The sequence below is a fragment of the Micromonospora rifamycinica genome (assembly GCF_900090265.1).
GTDB classification, from domain to species: Bacteria; Actinomycetota; Actinomycetes; order Mycobacteriales; family Micromonosporaceae; genus Micromonospora; species Micromonospora rifamycinica.
The window spans coordinates 3,520,413-3,541,929 of record NZ_LT607752.1 but is presented as its reverse complement, the minus strand read 5'-3'; the positions used below and the strand labels follow the sequence as shown (position 1 = coordinate 3,541,929).

The window sequence follows — 21,517 nt, the reverse complement described above, 5'->3', positions numbered from 1 at the left end:
GGGGAAGCCACTTCCCGGGCCACCGGTGCCACCCTCACCCCCCACCACAAGGGGTCGGCAGCCGGTCGCCCGTCGGCGCGGGGCACAACGGACGACCGTGTCAAAGGCGGGTTACCCGGCTCAGCGCCGTTCGAACCACGCGGCGGCGTCCACCGGCAGGACGTGTCCGGCGTCCCGTGCGGTGAGGTCTGCGCTGGCCACCACCGGGTGGCCGTACCCGTCGATCCGGGCCGGGGCGCCGCTGAGGTTGACCACGCAGGTCAGCACGGTGTCGTCGGCGCTGCGGCTGAACGCGAGCAGGCCGGGACCGGCCTCCTGCCAGGTCACCGGACCGGCGGCGGTCGCCAGCGCGGGGTGCTCGTGCCGGATCCGCAGCGCGGCCCGGTACAGCTCCAGCGTCGAGCCGGGCGTCCCGGTCTGGGCGGCCACCGAGAGGGCACGCCAGGTCGCCGGGGCCGGCAGCCAGCTCAGCGCGCTGCCCTCCGGACCGAAGCCGTACGGGGCCAGCTCGCCACTCCACGGAATCGGCACCCGGCAGCCGTCGCGGCTCTCCCCGGTCCGCAGGAACGCCGGGTCCTGCCGGAGCGCGTCGGGCAGGTCCAGCACCTCCGGCAGACCCAGCTCCTCGCCCTGGTAGAGGTAGGTGGAGCCGGGCAGGGCCAGCATCAGCAGGGCGGCGGCCCGGGCCCGGCGCAGGCCCACCTCGCCGTCGCCGTACCGGGTGACGTGCCGCTGCCGGTCGTGGTTGGACAGCACCCAGGTGGTCGGTGCGCCGACGATGGTCGACTCGGCCAGCGCGGTGTCGATCACCTTGCGGAACGAGTCGGCCGACCAGGTGGCGTCGAGGAAGTCGAAGCTGAACGCCTGGTGCAGTTCGTCGGGGCCGATGTAGCGGGCCAGCCGTTGCGGGGTCTCGGCCCACGCCTCGGCGACCGCCATCCGACCGCCGGGGTAGCTGTCCAGGATCGGCCGCCAGGCGCGGTAGATGTCGTGCACCTCGTCCTGGTCGAAGTAGGGCAGCCGGCCCTTGCCGAGCAGCTCCGACTGACGCCGGCCGGTGGTCATCGAGCTGAAGCCGACGTCCGGCAGCCCCTCGGCCTTGATCATGCCGTGCGCGACGTCGATCCGGAACCCGTCGACGCCCCGGTCGAGCCAGAACCGGAGCACGTCTTCGAACTCGGCGCGCACCTGCGGGTGCCGCCAGTTCAGGTCCGGCTGGGCCGGGTCGAACAGGTGCAGGTACCACTGGCCGTCCGGCAGCCGGGTCCAGGCGGGGCCGCCGAAGATGCTCTCCCAGTCGTTGGGGGGCAGCTCACCGTCGACGCCCCGGCCGTCGGCGAAGAGGTAACGCTGCCGTTCCGGGGAGCCGGGGCCGGCGGCGAGGGCGGCGGTGAACCAGGGGTGCGCGCTGGAGGTGTGGTTGGGCACCAGGTCCACGATGATGCGCAGGCCGAGCGCGTGCGCGTCGGCGATCATGGCGTCGAAGTCGGCGAGGTCGCCGAAGAGTGGGTCGACGTCGCGGTAGTCGGCCACGTCGTAGCCGCCGTCGATCTGCGGCGAGGTGTAGAACGGGGTCAGCCAGAGCGCGTCCACGCCGAGGTCACGCAGGTAGGGCAGCCGCTGCCGGATGCCCCCGAGGTCGCCGACGCCGTCGCCGTCGGAGTCGGCGAAGCTGCGGACGTACACCTGGTAGACGACCGCGGCACGCCACCAGTCGTGGTCGGAGGTCGGTGGCGTGGAGGGGGCGGCGGCGGTCATCGGTGGGGATCCCCGTTCTGCGGCGGCGCGGTGGCTGACCCGCACGGTGCCGGGTGCCGGACGCGGGTGCTGAGAGAATGCCGGCCGGATGCTGCAAGCGTCAAGCATCTCTTGCGCAAGAAATGACGTCCGTCACCTGCGGCCAGGGTCGGGCGTGCTTCCGGGCCGTCCCATCAACCGGGAAGCCGGCCGCGCCCCGCCGGGACGGCGGTCAGGTCGGGACGGCGGTCAGGCCGGGACGGTGGTCAGGCCGGGACGGCGAGGGCGGGCGGGGCCGGGCGCTGCCGGCCGGCGTCGGCCTGGCGTACCACCGCGGTAGACCCGCGCACCACCAGCTCCGGGCGGAACAGGTACTCCGAGTGCGGGGCGGCGTGCCCGTTGATCTCGTCCACCAGCGCCCGGACCGCGGCCACCGCCATCGCGGCCACCGGCTGCCGCATCGTGGTCAGCGGCGGATCGGTGAAGGCCATCAGCGGCGAGTCGTCGTAGCCGACCACCGACAGGTCACCGGGGACGGACCTGCCGCGTTGCCGGGCGGCCCGGACCGCGCCCAGCGCCATCAGGTCGGAGCCGCAGACGATCCCGGTCACCCCACGCTCGATCAACCGGCCGGCGGCGGCCTCGCCGCCCTCGACACCGAACAGGGACAGCTCGGCGAGCGCGTCCAGCTCGGTCCCGGTCGCGCCGAGGCGGGTCATCGCGGCCCGGAAGCCGGCCACCCGGCGCTGCACCGGCACGAACCGGTCCGGCCCGGTGACCAGGCCGATCTGCCGGTGCCCGAGCGCGACCAGGTGCGCCACGGCCAGCTCGGTGGCCTCCCGGTCGTCGCAGGAGACGAAGGGCGCGGCGATGCCGGGGGCGTACCCGTTGATCATGACGACCGGCAGCGGCCGGGCGATCAGCGCGCGGTACCGGTCGTGGTTGGCCGCCGTGTCGGCGTGCAGGCCGGAGACGAAGACGATGCCGGAGACCTGCCGGTCGAGCAGCATCTCCACGTACTCGTCCTCGGTGACCCCGCCCGGGGTCTGGGTGCACAGCACCGGGGTGAACCCGCTCTGCGCCAGGGTGGACTCGATCACCTGGGCGAACGCCGGGAAGATCGGATTCTCCAGCTCGGGAACCACCAGCCCGACCAGTCCGGCGCTGCGCTTGCGCAGCCGGGCCGGACGCTCGTACCCGAGCACGTCGAGGGCGGTGAGGACGGCCTGGCGGGTCTCCGGGGCCACGCCGGGGCGGTCGTTGAGCACCCGCGACACCGTGGCCTCGCTGACTTCGGCCTGTTGGGCGATGTCGGACAGTCGAGCGCGCATGGCCGAACTTTAGCCCACGGGCAAGTTCTTGCGGGCGCTTCTGCAAGCCCTTCCATTGGCTGCAACCTCTTGCTAACGTCCCGGCAACACACGAGAGCAGCGACCCGGCCGGTCCGGCGTCGGTTGGCAAGAACTTTCAGCTTTTCCCAGGGCGGGCCGCCCTCCCCCGGCGGCTCGCCATGACGACAGGAGTACCGATGCGCATCCGTACCGCGGGTGTGGTCACCGTCCTCGGCCTGGCGCTCGCCGCGTCCGGCTGCGGCGGCGGCGACAGCAACGACGAACCGGCCGCCAAGGCGACCTCCTCCCCGGCCGCGAGCGGCAAGCTCGTCATCTGGGCGGACGACAAGCGGACCGCGGCGCTCAAGCCGTTCGCCGAGAAGTTCGGCCAGGAAAACGGCGTCACCGTCGAGGTGCAGGCCGTCTCCAAGGACCTCCAGACGAACTTCGTCACCGCCTCGCAGCAGGGCAGCGGCCCGGACGTCGTCGTCGGCGCGCACGACTGGATCGGCAACCTGGTCTCCAACGGCGCCATCGACCCGGTGCAGCTCACCGCCGCGCAGAAGGGCGGCTTCAACGAGACCGCGGTCAAGGCGGTGACCTTCAACGGCCAGCTCTACGGCGTGCCGTACGCCACCGAGAACATCGCGCTGATCCGCAACACCGCGCTGGCCCCCGACGCGCCGAAGACGATCGAGGACCTGGTCGCCACCGGCAGGAAGCTCAAGGCCGAGAAGAAGGCCAGCGAGATCCTCTGCCTCCAGTCCGGCCAGAACGGCGACGCCTACCACATCTACCCGCTGTACACCTCGGCCGGCGGCTACCTGTTCGGCACCGCCGCCAACGGCGACTACGACCCGAAGGACCTCGGCGTGGGCAAGCCGGAGTCGGTCGAGGCGTTCAAGAAGATCGGCAAGCTCGGCGAGAAGGGCGACGGCGCGCTGAAGCGCTCCATCACCGGCGAGAACTCGATCGCCACCTTCACCGGCAAGAAGTGCGCCTTCCTGGTCTCCGGCCCGTGGGCGATCGCCGACGCCAAGAAGGCCGGCATCTCCTACGACATCTCGCCGGTCCCGGGCTTCGCCGGTGGCAAGCCGGCCCAGCCGTTCGTCGGCGTCCAGGCGTTCTACGTGGCCGCCAAGGGCAAGAACAAGGCGCTGGCCCAGGAGTTCGTCACCAACTACGTCACCACACCGGAGCTGGCGGTGGCGCTCTACCAGGCCGAACCGCGCCCGCCGGCGCTGACCGCCGCGTTCGACCAGGTCAAGGGCACCGACCCGGATCTGGCCAAGTTCTCCGAGGCGGGCAAGGACGGTCAGGTGCTGCCGGCGATCCCGGCGATGGCCGCGATCTGGGATCCGTTCGGCAAGGCGGAGGCCGCCGTCATCGGTGGCGCCGACCCGGCGAAGACCGTCACCGCCGCCGGTAAGACGATCTCGGGTCAGATCAAGTAATGAGCACGCTGTCCGGCCCGGGGCCTGCCCAGCAGGCCCCGGGCGGCGGGCTCCCGGGCACGCCCAGCACCGCGCGCCACCATGCGCCGATCACCGCGACCGGTCTGGTCGTCAAGGTGGTCCTGCTCGGCCTGGTGGCCGGGATCGCGATCTGGGCGGCCTTCCCGCTCGTCGCCGCCCGGCTCTGGGGCGGTCTGGCCGTGCTGGCGGTCACCACCGTCGGCCTGGGCTACCTCTACCTCACCCGCCGGCACATCCCGGCCAAGTACCTGGTGCCGGGGACGATCTTCCTGCTCGCCTTCCAGGTCTTCCCGGTGCTCTACACCGCGAGCACCGCGTTCACCAACTACGGCGACGGGCACCGGGGGTCCAAGGACGACGCGATCGTCGCCATCGAGAGCTCCTCGGTCAAGCAGGTCCCCGGCTCCACCGAGTACGCCCTCGCCGTCGCCACCAGGGGCGACCCGGCCACCGGCCCGCTGGTCTTCCTGGTGACCGACCCGACGGCCGGCACGGTCTCCGCCGGGGACGCCGACGGGCTGCGCCCGCTCGCCGCCGCCGACGTGACCGTCACGCCCGGCGGCCGGGTCACCGCCGCCCGGGGCTACACGGTGCTGACCTTCGGCCAGGCCAGCGTCCGCAGCGAGGAGATCACCGGCCTGGTGGTGCCGACCCCGGGCGGCGCGCTGCGTGCCACCGGCCTGTCCCGGGCCTACGAGGGCAGGGCCATCCGGGCGTACGACCGCAAGTGCGACTGCGTCACCGACAGCGAGACCGGCCGCACCTGGACCGCCGACCCGAAGGCCGGTGCCTTCGTCGCCGCCGACGGCGAGCGGCTCGCCCAGGGTTGGCAGGTCGGCGTGGGGCTGAAGAACTTCGCCCGGGTGCTCACCGACCCGGACATCTCCGGCCCGTTCTTCGGCACCCTGCTGTGGAACTTCGCCTTCGCGATCGGCTCCACCGGGCTCACCTTTCTGCTCGGCATGGCCATCGCGCTGGCTCTGCACTCGCCCCGGATGCGGGGCACCAACCTCTACCGGGTCCTGCTGATCCTGCCGTACGCCATGCCGTCGTTCGCGATGCTGCTGGTCTGGCGGGACATGTTCAACACCGACTTCGGCCTGGTCAACAACCTGTTCGGACTCGGTGTCGACTGGTTCGGCGAAGCCTGGTCGGCCCGGCTCGCGGTGCTGCTGGTGCAGCTCTGGCTGGGGTACCCGTACATGTTCCTGGTGGCCACCGGAGCGCTCCAGGCCATTCCGAAGGAGCTGACCGAGGCCACCTCGGTCGACGGCGCGTCGCCGTTCCAGTCGTTCCGGGCGGTCACCCTGCCCCTGTTGCTGGTCGCGCTCTCGCCGCTGCTGATCGCGTCGTTCGCGTTCAACTTCAACAACATCAACGCGATCTGGTTGACCACCGAGGGCGGCCCGTTCGCGCCGGACAACCCGACCAACGGGGCCACCGACCTGCTGATCACGTACACCTACCGGCTGGCCTTCGGCGCGCAGGGTGCCGAGTTCGGCCTGGCCGCCGCGGTGTCGATCTTCATCTTCGCGATCGTCGCCACGGTCTCGGCGGTCAGTTTCCGGCGGACCCGCCAGCAGGAGGAGGTCTACTCGTGACGACCCACCCGAACGTCGCCGGGGCGACCGCGCCCCGGCGGGACGCGGCCGGCCCATCCGACTCCCGGCCGGGTGCCGACGGAACCGGTGTGGCCCGGCCGGGCCACACCGGGCGTGGCCGGGGCGGCCCCGGGCGGCGCGGCGGCCGGTGGCTCGCCCAGGTCGGCTGGCGGCACGTGGCCGGCGTGCTGGCGGTGGCGTTCAGCCTCTTCCCGATCCTGTTCGTGCTCTCCGCGGCGCTCAACCCGCTCGGCACGCTCTCCTCGACCGAGCTGTTGCCGACCGGGGCCTCCCTGGAGAACTTCGGCAACCTGTTCGAGCGGACGGAGTTCGGCCGCTGGTTCCTCAACTCGCTACTCATCGCGGGCGGGGCCAGTTTCGCGTCGATCTTCCTGTCCGCGCTGGCGGCGTACGCGTTCTCCCGGATGCGCTTCGCCGGGCGCCGGTTCGGCCTGCTGACCCTGCTGCTGATCCAGATGTTCCCGCAGTTCCTGGCCATCGTGGCGATCTTCCTGATCTTCAGCCGGGTCACCGACCTGTGGCCGTCGATCGGCTTCAACACCCCATGGGGCCTGTTCCTGCTCTACCTGGGCGGGGCGCTGGGCATGAACACCTGGCTGATGAAGGGGTTCTTCGACACCCTGCCCCGCGAACTGGACGAGTCGGCCACCATGGACGGCGCGAGCCACGCCCAGGTCTTCTTCCGGATCATGCTGCCGCTGGTGGCGCCGATCCTGGCGGTGACCGCGCTGCTGTCGTTCATCGGCACGATCAACGAGTTCATGATCGCCAACGTGTTCCTCACCGACACCGGGTCGAAGACCCTGGCGGTCGGCATGTTCGGCCTGGTGGCCGGGGAGCGGAACAACAACTTCGGGATCTTCGCGGCGGGCACCCTGCTCACCGCGATCCCCACCGTACTGGTCTTCCAACTGCTCCAGCGTTACATCGTCTCCGGCCTGACCGCCGGGGCGGTCAAGGGCTGACCAGACCCGCCGGACCACCGTCGTGTGTCGTGTCGCCGGGTCGCCGCCCGTGCGGGGCGGGGCCGGCGGTGGTCCGGGTTCCGCGCGGCGGACGACCGCCCCGCCGCCGTCCGACCGGAGGTCGCACCATGTCCCTGCCGCCGCACCACGACGGCTCGGCGCTGTACGTGCCCGAGCAGGAACCCGCTCTCGGGCAGCGGGTGCCGGTCTTCGTCCGGGTGCCCCGGGACGGCGACGTCCGGCAGGTGCACGTCCGGACCACCGGCGACGGCGAACCCCGCTTCGTCGAGGCGACCGTCGACCGCCGCGACGACCACGAGGTGTGGTGGCGGGCCGACGTCGAGGTGCGCAACCCGGTCAGCAACTACCGCTTCATGCTCACCGGAAAGACCGGCTACCGCTGGCTCAACGCCGCCGGTCAGATCGACCACGACGTGCCCGACCACGGCGACTTCAAGCTGGTCAGCCACGCCCCGCCGCCTCGCTGGGCGCGGGACGCGCTGGTCTACCAGATCTTCCCCGACCGGTTCGCCCGGTCCGCCGCCGCCGACGGCCGCACCCCGCCGGACTGGGCGGTCCCCTGCGCCTGGGACACCCCGGTCGTCGGGCGCGGCCCGCAGACCCCGCACCAGTTCTACGGCGGTGACCTGGACGGCATCACCGAACGGCTGGACCATCTGGACCGGCTCGGCGTCAACACGGTCTACCTGACGCCGGTCTTCCCGGCCCGCTCCAACCACCGGTACGACGCGGCCAGCTTCGACACCGTGGACCCGCTGCTCGGCGGGGACGCGGCGCTGGTCCGGCTGGCCGACGCCGTCCGGGCCCGGGGCTGGCGGCTGATCGGCGACATCACCAGCAACCACACCGGCGACGCACACGGGTGGTTCACCCGCGCCCTGGCCGACGTCGACGCCCCGGAACGGGAGCTGTACTACTTCGACGTGGCCACCGGCGGCGGGGAGCCGACCTACGAGTCGTGGAACGGGGTGCGGTCGCTGCCCAAGCTCAACTGGGGCAGTGCCGAGCTGCGCCGCCGTTTCGCCACCGACCCGGATTCACCACTGCGCCGCTGGCTGCGCCCGCCGTACGGGTTGGACGGGTGGCGGGTGGACGTGGCCAACATGACCGGCCGGCGGGGCGCGGACGCGTACACCCACGAGGTGGCGCGGCTGCTGCGGGAGACGGTCGCGCAGACCCGGGCCGACGGGCTGCTGCTCGCCGAGCACGGCCACGACCACACCGGCGACCTGGACCGCGACGGCTGGCACGGCACGATGAACTACGTCGGCTTCACCGACCCGGTCTGGTCCTGGCTGCGCCGCGACGGCACGTCACCCCACCCCGGCGAGCCCTCCCACCGGTCCGCCGACGAGCCGGTACCGAACTTCCTCGGCACCCCGGGCGGGGTACGACGGCGGGACGCCCCCGCGGTGCTCGCCACCATGGACAGCTTCCGGTCGCTGGTCTCCTGGCGGTCGTACACCCACTCGTGGCAGCTGCTCGGCTCGCACGACTCGGCCCGGATCCGCACCGTGGTGGGGGACTCCGCCCGGCAGGAGGTGGCCGCCGGGCTGCTCGCCACCATGCCCGGCACCCCGGTGGTCTTCGCCGGTGACGAGCTGGGGCTGACCGGTGTCAACGGCGAGGGCTCGCGTACCCCGATGCCGTGGCACCGGCCGGCAAGCTGGGACGTCGGCACGTTCGCCGCGTACCGGGCGTTGCTGACGCTGCGCCGGGACACCCCGGCGTTGCGGCACGGCGGGCTGCGCTGGGTGCACGTGGACGCCGACACGCTGGTCTTCCTGCGCGAGGCGACGACCGGCGCGGTGCTGGTGCTGGCCCGCCGGGCGGCCGGCGCACCGGTGCGGTTGACCGGCCTGCCGCCCGGGACTTCCGGTGCCTTCAGGACTTCCGGTGCCTCCGGTGCCTCCGGGGCCTCCGGGGCCTCCGGTGCCTCCGGGGCTTCCGGGGCGGGAGGGGGGTCCGGCGAGAACGCCTACGGTGGCGCCCCGCCCCTGCGGAGGGCCGCCGACGGCGCGGTGACCCTCCCCGGTGACGGCCCCACCTTCCAGGTCTGGCACCTCTGACCACCCACCCCGCACCCGCACCTCTCGTGGGATGTCTTTTGGAAGATCGTGCTCGATCCTTGTTGTAGTGGCCTGTCCGCGCGCGAAAGCCACTACAACAAGGTTCAAGCACGATCTTGAGCCGCGGATCATGCGGCGGGCGGAGTGGTGGCCGGGGGAGATCACGGATTGAACTCAGCCGGCGGGCCACCTACTACAAAGTGTCGTTGATGGGGGAGGATTGCCGACGTGGAAGCTCTTCGACTGATCCTTCTCTATGTCCATCTGATCGGGTTCGCACTGCTGCTCGGTGGTGCGGTGGCCCAGTACGTCAGCGGCAAGCTGCGGATCAACGCGGCCATGCTCTGGGGCTCCGTGATCCAGCTGCTGACCGGCCTGGGGCTGTCCGCGCCGCTGCGGGACGGCGACGAGCCGGCCCCCGCCAAGCTTGTTACCAAGTTGGTGCTGGCCCTGCTCATCTTCGTCATGGTCTTCTTCTCTCGTAAGCGGACCCAGGTCGCCCGGGGGCACTTCCTGGCGATCATCGGGTTGACCCTGGTCACGGCGGCCGTGGCGGTGTTCTGGCGATAATCGGCGCAGGGCGGTGGGTGGGCCGGAAACCCGGCGTTCACACCTCCCGGCCGGTCCTCACCAGGCATGGTGAGTGATGTGCCCCACCCCAGGGTTACGCCGGGATAACGAGCGTTCAACAGTCGTGCACGATTGGCGGCCGGTGGGTGGGCGTGGGGCTACGCTCCCGTCCGTAACGTGGGATGCCGGCAGCACAGCGCTGGTCGGTTCAAGGGCTGCCACCGCACGAGGCGGTGTGCAATGGAAGGAGACGTCTTGCGCTCTGTGCGTGGGATGCGGATCGCCTCTGCCATCGCGGCGGGTGGGCTCGTGCTGGGTGCTGCCGCGTGCGGCGAGGCGCCCGACGACGACAACAACGCCGGTGGCAGCGGCGACAAGAAGTACAGCGCCTGCATGGTGACCGACGTCGGCGGCATCGACGACAAGTCGTTCAACACCTCCGCCTGGAAGGGCCTGGAGGAGGCCAAGAAGGCCAACGACAACATCGACATCAAGTACGTCGCGTCGAAGGCCGAGGCGGACTACGAGGTCAACCTGACCGGGTACGTCAACCAGAAGTGCGACTTCATCCTGGCCGTCGGCGGCCTGATGGCGGACGCCACCAAGAAGATCGCCGCCGCCAACACCGGCCAGCAGTTCGGCATCGTGGACGCCAACCCGGGCGTGGCGAACGTCTACCCGATGCAGTTCGACACCGCCCAGGCCGCCTTCCAGGCCGGTTACCTGGCGGCCGGGATGAGCAAGAGCGGCAAGGTCGGCACCTACGGTGGCCTGCCGATCCCGCCGGTGACCATCTTCATGGACGGCTTCGCCGACGGTGTGGCGCACTACAACAAGACCAAGAGCAAGAACGTCCAGGTGCTGGGCTGGGACAAGGCGACCCAGAAGGGTTCCTTCACCAACGACTTCGCCAAGCAGGACGAGGGCAAGAAGGTCTCCGACGCGCTGGTCGCCCAGGGCGCGGACATCGTCATGCCGGTCGCCGGCGGCGCGGGCCTCGGCACCACCTCGGCGGCCAAGGCCTCGGGTGGCAAGTACTCGGTCGTCTGGGTCGACGTCGACGGCTGCGAGAGCACCCCGGACTGCGCGGCGCTGCTGACCACCGTGGTCAAGAACATCCCGGACGCCGTCAAGGACGCCGTGCTCAAGGCCGCCGGTGGCGAGAAGCTCGCCGCCACCCCGGGCTTCGTGGGCAACCTGGCCAACAACGGTGTCTCGATCGCCCCGTACCACGACTTCGACAGCAAGGTCCCGGCGGACCTCAAGGCCGAGGTCGAGAAGCTGAAGGCGGACATCGCCGCCGGCACCATCACGGTCACCTCGAAGGCCCAGCCGACCAAGTGACCGCCGCGCCGGCCGCCACGATGGGATCATCGGCAGCGGCGGCCGGCGGGCACCGGGCAGGACGACCGGCCGTCCCGGCGTCCGTGGGGGATCCCGCGGACGCCGGGGCGGCCGGTCCGCTCACCGGTCGACCGGCGACCCCGGGGGCCGGCAGCTAGGCTGCACCATCGCTCGCACTCCAGGAGGTTGCGCTGAGACTCGAACTGCGCGGCATCACCAAGCGGTTCGGTGATCTGGTCGCCAACGATCACATCGACCTGACGGTGGAGCCTGGAGAGATCCACGCCCTGCTCGGCGAGAACGGCGCGGGTAAGTCGACCCTGATGAACGTGCTCTACGGGCTCTACCAGCCCGACGAGGGCGAGATCCTGGTCGACGGCCGGCCGCTGAAGCTCAGGGGCCCCTCCGACGCGATCGCCGTCGGGATCGGCATGGTGCACCAGCACTTCATGCTGGTGCCGGTCTTCACCGTGGCCGAGAACATCATGCTCGGCGCGGAGCAGGTCCGGGGCGGCATCGTCGGCTTCCTGGACCGGCGGCGGGCCCGCCGCGAGGTGGCCGAGGTCTCCGCGCGGTACAACCTGCGGGTCGACCCGGACGCGGTGATCGAGGACCTGCCGGTCGGCATCCAGCAGCGGGTCGAGATCGTCAAGGCGCTCACCCGCGACGTCGACCTGCTGATCCTGGACGAGCCGACCGCCGTGCTCACCCCGCAGGAGACCGAGGAGCTGCTCACGGTCATGCGGTCGCTCAAGGCGGCCGGCAAGTCGATCGTGTTCATCACCCACAAGCTCGGCGAGGTCAAGGCCATCGCCGACCGGATCACCGTGATCCGGCGCGGCCGGACCGTCGGCACCGCCTCCCCCGAGGCGAGCCGGGACGAGCTGGCCGCGCTGATGGTCGGCCGCAACGTCCGGCTCACCGTGGACAAGCAGCCCGCCACCCCGCAGCGGCCGATCCTGGAGGTCGCCGGTCTGGTCGTCGACGACGACCGGCGGGTCCGCGCGGTGGACGGCGTCGACCTGACCGTACGCGCCGGTGAGGTGCTCGGCGTGGCGGGCGTGCAGGGCAACGGGCAGACCGAGCTGATCGAGGCGATCATGGGGCTGCGCCCGACCCTCGCCGGCACGGTGACCCTGGACGGCGAGTCGATCCACGGCTGGTCCACCAAGAAGGTGCTCCGCGCCGGGGTCGGCTACGTGCCCGAGGACCGCAGCGTCGACGGCCTGGTCAAGGAGTTCAGCGTCGCCGAGAACCTGGTTCTCGACATCTACGACCGGCCGCCGTTCGGCAAGGGCCTGGCGTTGCGGCCGGACGCGATCGCCGCGTCGGCGCGGGAGCGGATCGACCAGTTCGACGTGCGTACCCCGTCGGCGGACGCGGCGGTGGGCACGCTGTCCGGTGGCAACCAGCAGAAGGTGATCGTGGCCCGGGAGCTGTCCCGGCCGCTGAAGCTCTTCATCGCCGCCCAGCCCACCCGGGGTGTGGACGTCGGCTCGATCGAGTTCATCCACAGCCGGGTCATCCGCGAGCGGGACGTCGGCACCGCCGTCCTGGTGGTCTCCAGTGAGCTGGACGAGGTGATCGGCCTCGCCGACCGGATCGCGGTGATGTACCGGGGCCGGATCATCGGCATCGTCGGCCCGGACACCCCGCGCGAGGAGATCGGCCTGCTGATGGCCGGCATCACCCCGGACACCCCCGGCACCGCCCCGGCCGGTGGCTCGGCCACCCCCGGCGCGGCCACCCCTGGCGCGGCGACCCCCGGCCCGGCGACCCCCACCGAGGCGGCCGGCGGGGTGGCACCGGCATCCGAGCGCCCTGGCAACGAGGACGAGGCATGAGCAACCCGAACCCGGTGTCCGGCTCCCCGGACAAGGAGCCGGCGACCGGACCGGAGCTGACCGCGACCGGCAAGGCCGACCGGGGTGCCACCATGACCTCACCGAAGCAGCCCGCGCCGGGGCCCCGGCCGACGCTGGGCCGGCTCTTCCTGGACAACCTCTGGGCCGCCAACACGGTGACCGTGACCGTCCTCGCGCTGGTCCTGGCGATGCTGGTCGGCGCGGTCCTGATCATCGTGTCGGATCCGGAGGTGCTGGCCACCTACGGCTACATCACCGCCCGCCCGACCGACGCGCTGAACGCGAGCTGGACGGTGGTCAGCGAGGCGTACGCCAACCTGTTCAAGGGGGCGGTCTTCGACCCGGAGGCGTCCGGCTTCACCGCCGCGCTGAGCCCGATCTCGGAGACCCTCACCTACACCGCGCCGCTGGTCTTCACCGGGCTGTCGGTGGCGCTCGCCTTCCGGGGCGGCCTGTTCAACATCGGCGCCCAGGGTCAGGCGACGATGGGGGTGATCCTGGCGGCCGTGGCCGGCTTCGCGCTGCCGCTGCCCCCGGTGGTGCACCTGGTCGTCGCGTTGATCGCCGGTGCGGTCGGCGGCGCGGTCTGGGGTTTCGTGCCGGGCATCCTCAAGGCCCGGACCGGCGCGCACGAGGTGATCAACACGATCATGCTCAACTATGTCGCGGTCTACTTCCTGTCCTGGGTCATCGTGCAGAACGGCGTCCAGAACCCGGACCGGTCGGACGCGATCAGCCGGCCCGTCGACTCCTCGGCGGCGTTCCCCCGGCTGCTCGGCGACGACCTGCGGGTGCACGCCGGCATCCTGCTCGCGGTGCTCGCCACCTGGGCCGTCGCCTGGCTGCTCACCCGGTCGACACTCGGCTTCGAGCTGCGGGCCGTCGGGGCCAACCCGGACGCGGCCCGGACCGCCGGCATCAGCGTCACCAGGACGTACGTGCTGGTGATGGTGATCGCCGGGATGCTCGCCGGCCTCGGCGGCAGCCAGATGGTGCTCGGCTCCACCGCGAACGCGCTGACCCCGCTGGTGATCGCGCAGATCGGCTTCGACGGCATCCTGGTGGCGCTGCTCGGCCGGGTGAAGCCCTGGGGGGTGCTGCTGGCCGCGCTGCTCTTCGGCGCGCTCCAGGCCGGCGGCAACCGGATGCAGTCGTACTCCGGGATCTCGCTGGAACTGGTCACCGTGCTCCAGGCACTGATCGTCATCTTCATCGCCGCGCCGGCCCTGGTGAAGGCGATCTTCCAGCTCCGGGCCGCCCGTGCCGCCCGGTTGCAGACGAGCCTCGCGAAGGGCTGGTGAGGCATGTCCACCACCGCTGTCCCCGACGTCGCCGTGGCCGCGGTCGACGAGGGTTTCTGGACCCGCCCGCGCAAGGTCGGCCTGGTCCTGCTGGCGCTGGGCGTGCTCGCCACCGGACTGTTCGGGGCGCTGGCCACCGGCCAGCCGGCCCGGTTCACCCTCAGCGAGACCGAGGGCGGCGCGGCGTTGGAGGTCCACGGCACCCTCGGCGCGATCCTGTTCGGGGTCGTCGCCGCGGCGGCCGGTGGCGCGCTGCTGGCCGGGGTGCCGAAGCGCTGGTTCACCGTGCTGCTCGGCGTCGGTCTGGTCGGCTTCGTGCTGAGCTTCCTGTGCTGGCAGGTCTCGGCCGCCCCCGAGGGCCGCAACTTCATGCCTATGGTCAACATCGTGCGGGGCACCTTCGTGCTGGCCCTGCCGCTGATCTTCGGCGCGCTGGCCGGGGTGCTCTGTGAGCGGTCCGGGGTGGTCAACGTCGCCATCGAGGGGCAGCTGCTGATGGGTGCGTTCAGCGGCGCGCTCTTCGGCAGCCTCACCGGCAGCGTCTGGGTCGGTCTGGTGGCGGCGGCGATCGGCGGCGCGCTGATCTCGCTGCTGCTGGCCGTGTTCGCCATCCGCTACCTGGTCGACCAGGTGGTGATGGGGGTGGTGCTCAACCTGCTGGCGGTCGGCGTCACCGGCTTCCTCTACGAGCGGCTGATGCAGACCAACGCGGACAAGTACAACAGCGCGCCGCGGTTCGGCAACTGGGAGATCCCGCTGCTGAAGGACATCCCACTGCTCGGCCCGGCCCTGTTCCGGGGCAACATCTTCCTCTACCTCGGCCTGCTGCTGGTGCTGGTCATCCACTTCGCGCTGTTCCGTACCCGGTGGGGGCTGCGGACCCGCTCGGTGGGCGAGCACCCGACGGCCGCCGACACCCTCGGGGTGAAGGTGCTGCGGCTGCGCTACCGCAACGTGCTGCTGGCCGGGCTGGTGGCCGGCATCGGTGGTGCGTCGTACACGCTGGCGCTCTACAGCTTCACCAAGAACATGATCGGCGGTAAGGGCTTCATCGCCCTGGCCGCACTGATCTTCGGCCGGTGGAGCCCGACCGGCGCGCTGCTCGCCGCGCTCTTCTTCGGCTTCGCCGACCAGCTCGCCACCTACCTCGGGGCGATCGGCAGCAGCATCCCCAGCCAGTTCCTGGCGATGCTGCCGTACCTGGCGACCATCCTGGCGGTGGCCGGGCTGGTCGGTCGGGTCCGGGCGCCCGCCGCCGACGGCAAGCCGTACGTCAAGGGCTGAGACGCGGCCCGCTCCCGCCCCGGCGGGATCCGTCCCGCCGGGCCGGGGCGTTTCCGGCGACGGGTGCGACCCACGGCGGTGGCCGACCGGCACCCGACGCGCGTCCGGGCCGGGTGCCCTGGGCAGAATGAGGGATATGAGCGACATCGACTGGAAGCGGCTGCGGGCCGCCGCCACCGAGGTGATGCGACACGCCTACGTGCCGTACTCCCACTTCCCGGTCGGCGCGGCGGCCCTGGTGGACGACGGCCGGGTGGTGGTCGGCTGCAACGTGGAGAACGCCGGGTACGGGGTGACCCTCTGCGCCGAGTGCGGAGTGGTCTCCGCGCTGCACGCCACCGGCGGCGGGCGGCTGGTCGCGATGTCCTGCGTCGACGCGACCGGTGAACCGCTGATGCCGTGCGGCCGGTGCCGGCAACTGCTCTGGGAGAACGGCGGCCCGGAGTGCCTGGTGGAGTCCAGGACCGGTCCGCTGCGGATGGCGGAGCTGCTGCCGCACGCCTTCGACGTGGCCGACATCGAGGCGGTCGTCGGCGAGAACCCGGTGCCGGTGGTGCCGGACAGGCTGGCCGCCTGGCGGGGGCGGGGGACGGTCTTCGTGCACCCGGATCTCTCCGCCGGGCAGCAGATCTGGACGGCGTACTGGGAGCGGTCGGCGGGGGACACCGACGAGGCCGGACCCGGGGTGCTGGAGGAGGGGCCGAGCTGGGGCGACCCGGCAGAGGCGATCACCTGGGGGTTGGCCCGTACCCCCAGGGTCGTGGTGGTGGACGCGGAGGGCACCATCTTCTGGGCCGGTGAGGGCGAGCCGCCGCTGGAGATTCCGGCCCGCTGGGCCGCCTCCTGAACCGGCCGGTGACCGGGCCGCTACCTGCAACGACTTCAGAAGGAACTCAACGGTGAGTGCTTTTACCGCGGTCGACGTCATCCGGGCCAAGCGGGACGGGGGCGTGCTGAGCGACGGCCAGATCGACTGGGTCGTCGACGCCTACACCAGGGGGCTGGTGGCCGACGAGCAGATGTCGGCGCTGGCCATGGCGATCCTGCTGCGCGGGATGACGGTGCCGGAGACCGCCCGGTGGACCGCCGCGATGATCGCCAGCGGCGAGCGGCTGGACCTGTCGGCGGTGGCCCGGCCGACCGTCGACAAACACTCCACCGGCGGGGTCGGTGACAAGATCACCCTGCCGCTCACCCCGCTGGTGGCGGCCTGCGGCGGCGCGGTGCCGCAGCTCTCCGGCCGGGGGCTCGGGCACACCGGCGGCACGCTGGACAAGCTGGAGTCGATCCCCGGCTGGCGGGCGTCGTTGGGCAACGCCGAGTTCATCGCCCAGCTCCGCGAGGTCGGCGCGGTGATCTGCGCGGCCGGTGACGCGCTCGCCCCGGCCGACCGCAAGCTGTACGCGCTGCGCGACGTCACCGGCACCGTGGAGGCGATCCCGCTGATCGCCAGTTCGATCATGAGCAAGAAGATCGCCGAGGGCACCGGGGCGCTGGTCCTCGACGTCAAGGTCGGCTCCGGCGCGTTCATGAAGAACGTGGCCGACGCCCGGGAGCTGGCCCGGACCATGGTGGCCCTCGGCGACGCGCACGGGGTCAGGACGGTCGCCCTGCTTACCGACATGTCCACCCCGCTCGGCCTGACCGTCGGCAACGCGGTCGAGGTGACCGAGTCGGTGCAGGTGCTGGCCGGCGGTGGCCCGCCCGACGTGGTGGAGCTGACCCTGGCGCTGGCCCGGGAGATGCTCGACGCCGCCGGCCTGCCCGACGCGGACCCGGCCGCCGCGCTGCGTGACGGGCGGGCCATGGACGCCTGGCGGGCGATGATCCGGGCGCAGGGCGGTGACCCGGACGCCCCGCTGCCGACCCCCAACGAGGTGGAGACGGTCCGCGCCGGGGCCGACGGGTTCGTCGAGTCGGTCGACGCGTACGCCATCGGGGTGGCCGCGTGGCGACTCGGCGCCGGTCGCGCCCGCAAGGAGGACCCGGTCAGCGCCGCGGCCGGGGTGGTGCTGCACAAGCGCCCCGGAGACCCGGTGCGGGCCGGCGACCCGCTGTACGAGCTGCGGGCCGACGACGCGTCGCGGCTGCCGGCGGCGCGGGCCGAGGCGGACCGGGCGGTCCGGGTCGCCGCCGCCGCGCCGCCGCCGTCGCCGCTGGTCATCGAGCGGATCGGCTGAACCGCCGGACCGGTCCCGACCGGTGCGGCCGATCGGGGTGGCCGGCATGGCGCTGGTCGCCACGGAACGTTATTCTCCCTGGCCAGGGGGATCGAACGGTGGTGACGCCGACGTGAGCAGACAGGATTTCCGACCGTGCTGGTAGCCGCCCCCGATCCACGGGAGGTCCGCGAGGCGAGCCTCGACGAGTTGTCCCGGCTGGGCCTACCACTGCCGCCGGCCAAGTTTCCCCTGGTGTGGGAGCCGGGCGACGAGGTCGAGCTGCGACCCACCGGGGAGATCGAGGCCCGCATCGCGGTGCTGCACCTGATCCTGGCCCGGTGCTTCGGGATGCCCGCCCAGACCGCGATGAGCTGGCTGCTCGAATCCCACCTGGTCGACATGGTCACCCCGCCGGAGTGGCAGTTCGTGGTCGGCGGCAGGGGCGACCACCGCTCGTTCGTCCTGCACCACGACGCGCTCTTCTCGCTGTCCTGGGTGCTCGGCCTGAGCAAGCAGCTCGACCCGACCGTGCCGGTGGACGAGCGGCTGGTGGAGCGGATGCCGTACCTCGCCGGTGGGGAGACCTTCGACCAGTGGCGGGCACGGATCCTGGCCGCTCCGCAGCACCCGGCGGACGCCGCCGCCCTGCTCGACCTGCACTACTGCCTGGACTGGGCGTACCTGGAGGTGGAGCGGTCGGGGCACCGGCTGCCCGGCCTGGTGGACGCGAACGCGATCGGCCAGCGCCGGTGGGCGTTGGAGTGGGCGGTGATGCTGCGGGGGCCGTACCACGACGAGCCGCCCGGCTGGGAAGAGGTCGACCTCTCCACCTGACCGGCGGGACAGGATGCCGCCGCAGATCGGGGGCCGGTGCCGCCGCAGGTCAGCGGGGACGCCAGACGGTGAGCCGTACCGAGGCGGTCACCGTGACCGGGGCGGGCAGCGCGTCGATCGCGGCGGCGAGCCGGTGCGGGTCGGTGTGCCAGGCGCTCGGCCCCATCCCGACCAGGGTGGTGACCTCGGCCCGGTCCAGCGCGAGCCGGGCGGTGTGCACGGTGGCGTGCTCCGGGGTGAACCGCCCGGCGAGGCTGTCGGCGACCCGGTCGGCCTTGGCCGGGTCGACCCGCAGCAGCCCGAGCACCTCGACCAGTTCGGCCAGGTGGGCGTCGGTGGGGGTGACCACCAGCAGCGCCCCGGCCGGGTGGAGCACCCGGTGGAACTCGTCGCCGTTGCGCGGCGCGAAGACGTTGAGCAGCACGGCGACCGAGCGGTCGGCCAGCGGCAGCGGCCGCCAGGTGTCGGCGAGCGCGGCGGCGGCCCGCGGGTGGGCGCGGGCGGCGCGGCGCAGCGCCGGCTTGGCGACGTCCAGGGCCAGGCCGACGGCGTCGGGCAGCGCCGCCAGCACCGCCGCGAGGTGCCGCCCGGTGCCCGCTCCGGCATCCACCACCAGCGGGTACGCCCCGAAGCCCGCGGTGCCCGCGTGGGTCGCTGCCGCCTCGGCCAGGGCGGACGAGATGAGGTGGTAGTGCCCGGCGGCCAGGAAGTCAGCTCGGGCGGCGACCATCTCGGCGGTGTCCCCGACGTGCGGGGAGCGGCCGGTGAGCAGGTTGACGTACCCCTGGCGGGCCAGGTCGAAGCTGTGCCGGCGGGGGCAGCGCAACGCGCGGGTGTCGGTCGCGGCGGCCAGCGGCCCGGCGCAGACCGGGCAGCGCAACCGGGCCACGACCAGCGGATGCGTCGCGTCGACGGGCGTCGTCAAGCCGTCCGGCTGCGTCGTGTCGTCCGCCTTCGTGGTGTCGTTCGGCTGGGTCGTGTCGTCCGGCCGGGTCGTGTCGTCCGGCTGCGGCGCGTTGCCGGGACGGTCGGACGAGTGCGGCGCGTTCACCCGCAGCAGCCTACGGCGCGGGGCCGACGTGGCGGCCGAGGTGTCCCGGGAGGTCCTCGGTCGACTCAAGGGTGCCGAGGTGGCGGTGTCCACCCGCGCTGATACCGCCACCTCGGCGATGATGCGGGCCGGCCGCGGGCCTGACCGGGGCAGGGCCGGGGTGGGGCGGGGCCGATCGGGGCGGGGCCGATCGGGGCGGGGCCGATCGGGGCGGGGCGGCGCGGTGGTGGATCACCGCGAGCCTGGTCGTGGGCCGCCGGTGCGCGTGACTAGGGTCGGGGGATGGTCGCAATCCGATACGAGGACATCGTCAAGGTCCCGAAAGCGCTGCTGCACGATCACCTCGACGGCGGCCTGCGGCCGGCGACGATCGTCGAGCTGGCCGCCGAGGTGGGGCACGAGCTGCCGAGCACCGATCCGGAGGCACTCGGCCGGTGGTTCGCGGAGGCGGCGCACTCCGGTTCGCTGGAGCGCTACCTGGAGACGTTCGCGCACACCGTCGCCGTCATGCAGACCGCCCCGGCGCTGCGCCGGGTGGCCCGCGAGTGCGCGCTCGACCTGGCCGCCGACGGCGTGGTCTACGCGGAGGTCCGGTTCGCCCCCGAGCAGCACCTGGAGCAGAACCTCACCCTGGACGAGGTGGTCGAGGCGGTCGTCGCCGGCTTCGTCGAGGGCAGCGCCGAGGCCGCTGCGGCGGGCACCCAGATCCGGGTCGGCACCCTGCTCACCGCGATGCGGCACGCCGCCCGGTCGCAGGAGATCGCCGAGCTGGCCGTCCGGCACCGCGACGCCGGGGTGGTGGGCTTCGACATCGCGGGCGCCGAGGCGGGTTTCCCGCCCACCCGGCACCTGGACGCCTTCGAGTACCTCCAGCGGGAGAACTTCCACTTCACCATCCACGCCGGCGAGGCGTTCGGGCTGCCGTCGATCTGGCAGGCCATCCAGTGGTGCGGGGCGGACCGGCTGGGTCACGGGGTACGGATCGTGGACGACATCACCCCCGGCCCGACGCCGACGCTGGGCCGGCTGGCCGCCTACGTGCGGGACAAGCGGATCCCGCTGGAGCTGTGCCCGTCGTCCAACGTGCAGACCGGGGCGGTGGCGTCGATCGCCGACCACCCGATCGGGCTGCTGCGGGAGCTGCGGTTCCGGGTGACGGTGAACACCGACAACCGGTTGATGAGCGGCACCTCGATGTCCCGGGAGATGGCGCTGCTGGTGGAGAACTTCGGCTACGGCTGGGCGGAGCTGCAGTGGTTCACCGTCAACGCGATGAAGAGCGCCTTCATCCCGTTCGACGAGCGGCTGGCCATCATCGACGAGGTGATCAAGCCGGCGTACGCGAAGCTGATCGGCTGACTCACCGGTGCGGGTGGCCGGCGACCAGGTCGGCCACCCGGCGCAGGATTTCCCGGGCGTGGGCCGCCTCGGCGCCGAGGCCGGTCTGTCGGCGCAGCACCGCCGGTTCGGCGCGCAGCAGTGCCACCCCGCGCCGGAGCAGCACCCCGGGTGCCTTGCGCTGCTCTGCCAGGTCACGGGCCAGCCGGCGGACGAAGGTCGCCCCGCGCGGCCGCCGCAGCGCGTACGCTGCGGCGAGGATGCCCCGTCGGCGGCACTCCTCGACGATCTCGGCAGCGAAAATCCCTTCGGCGATGAAGAGTGGCGATCCGGTCACCTCAAATGGCCGGGTGGCCACTTGTCGATCGGCGCCGATCGCATAGACCGGAACTTCGGTCCGGCCCTGCCGGGCCAGTCGGGCAATTGTCTCCACGGCGGTTTCCGCGTCCCACGACTCGGGCGCGTCCCAGTCGACCAGTCCGTTCTGTCGGGGCAACGTAGGGTCATCGCCGTTCTTGTAGAAGTCGTCCAGACAGAGTACGGGGAGA

The 21,517-nt window shown here is 72.2% G+C and carries 17 protein-coding genes; 13 read left to right on the top strand and 4 right to left on the bottom strand.

The genetic code is table 11. The features are described from left to right. Nucleotides 1-120 precede the first annotated feature (120 nt). Both GA0070623_RS14425 and GA0070623_RS14420 read right to left on the bottom strand, forming a co-directional pair. A complete protein-coding gene (locus GA0070623_RS14425) occupies nucleotides 121-1,758 on the bottom strand; it encodes a glycoside hydrolase family 13 protein (protein ID WP_067309531.1) in 1,638 nt (545 codons plus the stop codon). Nucleotides 1,759-2,003: 245 nt separating this feature from the next. Then, nucleotides 2,004-3,068: a LacI family DNA-binding transcriptional regulator gene (locus GA0070623_RS14420; RefSeq protein ID WP_067309534.1), complete on the bottom strand. Its 1,065-nt coding sequence runs from the start codon at nucleotides 3,066-3,068 to the stop codon at nucleotides 2,004-2,006. A 197-nt stretch (nucleotides 3,069-3,265) separates the two neighbouring features. Here GA0070623_RS14420 and GA0070623_RS14415 point away from each other — a divergent pair, with 197 nt between their 5' ends. The 12 genes from GA0070623_RS14415 to GA0070623_RS14360 all read left to right on the top strand — a co-directional run bounded on the left by GA0070623_RS14415 (nucleotide 3,266) and on the right by GA0070623_RS14360 (nucleotide 18,580). Then, nucleotides 3,266-4,522 carry a sugar ABC transporter substrate-binding protein gene (locus GA0070623_RS14415; protein WP_067309537.1) on the top strand — a complete coding sequence of 419 codons (1,257 nt, stop codon included), beginning with the start codon at nucleotides 3,266-3,268 and terminating at the stop codon, nucleotides 4,520-4,522. Beyond that, nucleotides 4,522-6,144 carry an ABC transporter permease subunit gene (locus tag GA0070623_RS14410; RefSeq protein WP_067309539.1) on the top strand — a complete coding sequence of 541 codons (1,623 nt, stop codon included), beginning with the start codon at nucleotides 4,522-4,524 and terminating at the stop codon, nucleotides 6,142-6,144. Before GA0070623_RS14415 ends, GA0070623_RS14410 begins: the two co-directional genes overlap by 1 nt. Before the next feature lie 89 nt (nucleotides 6,145-6,233). After that, the gene (locus GA0070623_RS14405) at nucleotides 6,234-7,130 is read left to right on the top strand and encodes a sugar ABC transporter permease (protein ID WP_067309569.1); all 897 of its coding nucleotides are present in this window, start codon (nucleotides 6,234-6,236) and stop codon (nucleotides 7,128-7,130) included. Between the two features lie 128 nt (nucleotides 7,131-7,258). Next, entirely contained in the window at nucleotides 7,259-9,220 is a 1,962-nt protein-coding gene (locus GA0070623_RS14400) for a glycoside hydrolase family 13 protein (protein ID WP_067309542.1), read from the top strand. Nucleotides 9,221-9,448: 228 nt separating this feature from the next. Then, nucleotides 9,449-9,790, top strand: coding sequence for a hypothetical protein (locus tag GA0070623_RS14395; protein ID WP_067309545.1), 342 nt, complete (start codon nucleotides 9,449-9,451; stop codon nucleotides 9,788-9,790). Between the two features lie 273 nt (nucleotides 9,791-10,063). Further along, on the top strand, nucleotides 10,064-11,134 hold the full coding sequence (locus GA0070623_RS14390; protein ID WP_172898518.1) for a BMP family lipoprotein: 1,071 nt from the start codon (nucleotides 10,064-10,066) through the stop codon (nucleotides 11,132-11,134). Between the two features lie 191 nt (nucleotides 11,135-11,325). Then, complete coding sequence (locus GA0070623_RS14385) at nucleotides 11,326-12,978, top strand: ABC transporter ATP-binding protein (RefSeq protein ID WP_084261357.1); 1,653 nt, start codon at nucleotides 11,326-11,328, stop codon at nucleotides 12,976-12,978. Nucleotides 12,979-13,070: 92 nt separating this feature from the next. Next, a complete protein-coding gene (locus GA0070623_RS14380; protein WP_407938000.1) occupies nucleotides 13,071-14,300 on the top strand; it encodes an ABC transporter permease in 1,230 nt (409 codons plus the stop codon). Between the two features lie 3 nt (nucleotides 14,301-14,303). Then, nucleotides 14,304-15,584, top strand: a complete 1,281-nt coding sequence (locus GA0070623_RS14375) for an ABC transporter permease (RefSeq protein ID WP_067309554.1) — start codon at nucleotides 14,304-14,306, stop codon at nucleotides 15,582-15,584. Nucleotides 15,585-15,720: 136 nt separating this feature from the next. Continuing rightward, a complete protein-coding gene (locus GA0070623_RS14370; protein WP_089004051.1) occupies nucleotides 15,721-16,431 on the top strand; it encodes a cytidine deaminase in 711 nt (236 codons plus the stop codon). 52 nt (nucleotides 16,432-16,483) lie between these two features. Further along, nucleotides 16,484-17,764 (top strand): thymidine phosphorylase, encoded by a 1,281-nt coding sequence (locus GA0070623_RS14365; RefSeq protein WP_067309559.1) that lies wholly within the window; start codon nucleotides 16,484-16,486, stop codon nucleotides 17,762-17,764. A 135-nt stretch (nucleotides 17,765-17,899) separates the two neighbouring features. Next, nucleotides 17,900-18,580, top strand: coding sequence for a DUF4272 domain-containing protein (locus GA0070623_RS14360; RefSeq protein ID WP_067309563.1), 681 nt, complete (start codon nucleotides 17,900-17,902; stop codon nucleotides 18,578-18,580). Nucleotides 18,581-18,629: 49 nt separating this feature from the next. Here the strand turns inward: GA0070623_RS14360 and GA0070623_RS14355 are convergent, their stop codons facing one another. Continuing rightward, entirely contained in the window at nucleotides 18,630-19,475 is an 846-nt protein-coding gene (locus tag GA0070623_RS14355) for a putative RNA methyltransferase (protein ID WP_089004320.1), read from the bottom strand. Nucleotides 19,476-19,913: 438 nt separating this feature from the next. On the opposite strand from GA0070623_RS14355, the gene GA0070623_RS14350 reads away from it, so the two are divergent. Beyond that, entirely contained in the window at nucleotides 19,914-20,990 is a 1,077-nt protein-coding gene (locus GA0070623_RS14350; RefSeq protein WP_067304732.1) for an adenosine deaminase, read from the top strand. Between the two features lies 1 nt (nucleotide 20,991). Here the strand turns inward: GA0070623_RS14350 and GA0070623_RS14345 are convergent, their stop codons facing one another. Beyond that, complete coding sequence (locus GA0070623_RS14345) at nucleotides 20,992-21,465, bottom strand: ATP-binding protein (protein ID WP_231932359.1); 474 nt, start codon at nucleotides 21,463-21,465, stop codon at nucleotides 20,992-20,994. Between the last annotated feature and the right edge of the window lie 52 nt (nucleotides 21,466-21,517).

Bases quoted from the DNA above. Each gene is read 5' to 3' on its own strand.
- GA0070623_RS14425 (WP_067309531.1), bottom strand. From the start codon at position 1,758: ATGACCGCCGCCGCCCCCTCCACGCCACCGACCTCCGACCACGACTGG.
- GA0070623_RS14420 (WP_067309534.1), bottom strand. From the start codon at position 3,068: ATGCGCGCTCGACTGTCCGACATCGCCCAACAGGCCGAAGTCAGCGAG.
- GA0070623_RS14415 (WP_067309537.1), top strand. From the start codon at position 3,266: ATGCGCATCCGTACCGCGGGTGTGGTCACCGTCCTCGGCCTGGCGCTC.
- GA0070623_RS14410 (WP_067309539.1), top strand. From the start codon at position 4,522: ATGAGCACGCTGTCCGGCCCGGGGCCTGCCCAGCAGGCCCCGGGCGGC.
- GA0070623_RS14400 (WP_067309542.1), top strand. From the start codon at position 7,259: ATGTCCCTGCCGCCGCACCACGACGGCTCGGCGCTGTACGTGCCCGAG.
- GA0070623_RS14390 (WP_172898518.1), top strand. From the start codon at position 10,064: ATGCGGATCGCCTCTGCCATCGCGGCGGGTGGGCTCGTGCTGGGTGCT.
- GA0070623_RS14380 (WP_407938000.1), top strand. From the start codon at position 13,071: ATGACCTCACCGAAGCAGCCCGCGCCGGGGCCCCGGCCGACGCTGGGC.
- GA0070623_RS14375 (WP_067309554.1), top strand. From the start codon at position 14,304: ATGTCCACCACCGCTGTCCCCGACGTCGCCGTGGCCGCGGTCGACGAG.
- GA0070623_RS14370 (WP_089004051.1), top strand. From the start codon at position 15,721: ATGAGCGACATCGACTGGAAGCGGCTGCGGGCCGCCGCCACCGAGGTG.
- GA0070623_RS14350 (WP_067304732.1), top strand. From the start codon at position 19,914: ATGGTCGCAATCCGATACGAGGACATCGTCAAGGTCCCGAAAGCGCTG.